Source organism: Tenacibaculum xiamenense (genome assembly GCF_964513065.1).
Classification (GTDB): domain Bacteria; phylum Bacteroidota; class Bacteroidia; order Flavobacteriales; family Flavobacteriaceae; genus Polaribacter; species Polaribacter xiamenense.
In genome coordinates this window covers 11,521-14,296 of record NZ_CAZEQU010000019.1, presented here as the reverse complement: position 1 = coordinate 14,296, position 2,776 = coordinate 11,521, and the positions used below count along the sequence as shown (strand labels likewise).

General features: G+C 35.3%; 1 protein-coding gene (cut by both window edges). It reads right to left on the bottom strand.

Every position in this 2,776-nt window falls within one protein-coding gene, locus tag ACKTTV_RS09155, for an amino acid adenylation domain-containing protein, read on the bottom strand. The gene is 17,595 nt long; 3,306 of those nucleotides lie to the left of the window and 11,513 to its right, leaving coding positions 11,514–14,289 in view, spanning codon 3,838 (partial) through codon 4,763 (complete); reading right to left, the first codon wholly in view occupies nt 2,773–2,775. Both codon boundaries (start and stop) fall beyond the window edges.

Here is a 2,776-nt window from a genome sequence, read left to right as displayed (position 1 = left end):
ATCTTCTTGACTAAAGTCTAATAATGGAACCATCTCTGGGGTGATCGTATCGATACCTTTTGTTATTCCATTTTCAGGAACTTGATACATCAATTCTGTTGAAGATACATTTTGACTGATCGCTGCAATGGTAGGTTCTGAGAAAATATCTTTTACTGAGATATTGAATCCTATCTTTTGGATTCTTGAAATCAACTGAACAACCAGTAAACTATGACCTCCTAATTCAAAGAAGTCATCATATACTCCTACTTGATCTACGCCTAACAAATCTTGCCAGATGGCTACTAATTGTTCTTCCGTTTCATTTCTTGGTGCTACATAATCATTACTTGATAAATCCGAACTATCTGGTTCTGGTAAACCTCTTCTATCTAATTTACCATTGCTTGTAAGTGGCATCTCATCCATTTCCACCCAAATCGATGGAATCATATAATCTGGTAAATGCTCTTTTAACTCAGTTTGGATAACTTCCTTATCAAAAGTATCCTCTGAAACTACATATCCAACCAAACGCTTGGTCCCATTGGCTGCTTCTTTAGCTAGGACACAACATTGACTAATTGAGCTTAAGTTTGATAAACTGTTTTCTATCTCTCCTAATTCAATCCTATATCCTCTGATTTTAACCTGAGCATCTTTTCTTCCTACAAACTCAATATTCCCATCAGGTAACCATTTTACTAAATCGCCTGTTTTGTAAAGTCTCTCTCCTTCTTTAAATGGATTTGGAATAAATTTCTCTTTGGTTAATTCTTCGTTGTTTAAGTAACCTCTGGCTACTCCTGCCCCTCCTACAACTAATTCTCCTTCAACGCCTATTGGTACTAAATTCATTACCGAGTCAACAACATAAGCCTCTCTATTCTTTATTGGCTTACCTATTGGAAGGGTTTCCTCGGTAATGTCAATAGTATACGTTGTTGAGAATGTAGTGTTCTCCGTTGGACCATATCCATTAATAATAGTTAGATCTGGATATAGTTCCTTGAGTTTATTGGTATAGTTGAACAGAACCACATCTCCTCCAACTAATAAATAATCTAATAAGGCAAAAACACTTGCATCTTCCTCTACTACTCCATGGAACCATGAAGCAGTCATCCACAACGTAGTAACTTCTTTTTCTTGTAATAATGTTTTAAAGCTTGCCGTATCTAATAAAGTTTCTTTCGTGGTTAATACCAGTTCTCCTCCATTAAGTAATGTTCCCCAATATTCAATAGTGGTTGCATCAAATGAAATTGATCCTGTTGATAACCAAACCGTATCCGAATTTAGTGCTACATAATCACAGCTTGTACTTAAACTAACAATGTTTTTATGTTCTATTTGAACTCCTTTTGGTTGTCCAGTACTTCCTGAAGTATAAATAACATAGGCTAAATCATTTGATGAAATAGCTTTATTTAAAGTCTTTGTTGGATACTCTGAAATTAAGCTATCCCAGTCTTGGTCTAAAGCAATCACTGAGATGTCTTTTTTATCTGCGAGAGTTTCTTTGTTTGACTCGCTTGTCAAAACCAAATTAATCGTAGCATCGCTTAACATATACTCGATACGATCTTCTGGATAAGTTGGATCGATTGGTACATAAGCTCCTCCTGATTTTAAAACTCCTAGAATTGCTACAAGTAACTCCAAACTACGATCCATACAGATTCCTACAAACGTATCTGTCGCTACTCCATTCTCTTGTAAATAATGTGCTAATTGATTTGAACGAGCATCTAATTCCTCATAACTCAAAGTAGTTCCTTCAAAGGTTATCGCAGCTGCTTTTGGTGTTTTTTGAGCCTGCTCTTCAAATAATTCTACAACAGATTTCTCTGATGGATATTTGAATTCAGTTGCATTGAATACTTCTAATATCTCTTTACTTTCTTCTTCAGATAAAATACTTAAACTTCTAACTGATGCTTTTTCCTCTGCCTTTAAGCCTTTTAATAAACTCGTTAAAGCTTCTTGCATATAGGTTAATAACTTATCTGCATCAATACTTCCTTCTATCTGAGCTGTTAATCCAAAGCTCTCTCCAAAATCATCAACATTTAACGTAAATGGATAGTTCGTTCGCTCATCTCCTCCTATAACTTCTAATCCTAAATCAATAGTTTCTCCTTCTTCTGTCTCTGTTACAGAGTGAGAATGACGATAATTTAATAAGGCACTAAACAAAGAAACTTCAGTAGATATTCCACTCCAACCTTGGATACTTGATAGTGGTGTTTGCTCATACGGTAGTAAATCTTGTAAACGTTCTTTTACCTGTTGAATATAGTCCTGTACATCATCTTCCAAAGAAACATAAAATGGTAAGGTATTGATAAATAACCCTAAGGAATCTGCTGAGTTCAATGCTCCTTGTAGACGTCCTGAGAATATTGACCCAAATAAAGCATATTCTGAATGACTACATTTTCCAATAACTAGTCCATACGCTGCATGGAACAATACCGCTGGACTCATTCCTAATGAAATACTAACTTCTCTAAGTTCTTTATTTAATGTATCGGATAAAAGTACACTCGACTCTTTGATCTCATTCGCACTAACCTTTGTATCTGATAAATTAAATGGATATGTTGGTTCTTCAATATCTGCCAATAATCCTTGGAAATACGACTCTCCATCGTTGGTTACTTGCGCATGAAGTGTATGTCCGATAAAATCTCTATATAAAACTGGTCTTGGAAGATTAGACTCATGTCCTAATAAGTACATGTGAATTTCTGCGACAACCTTCTCCAATCCAACATGATCCAATACTAAA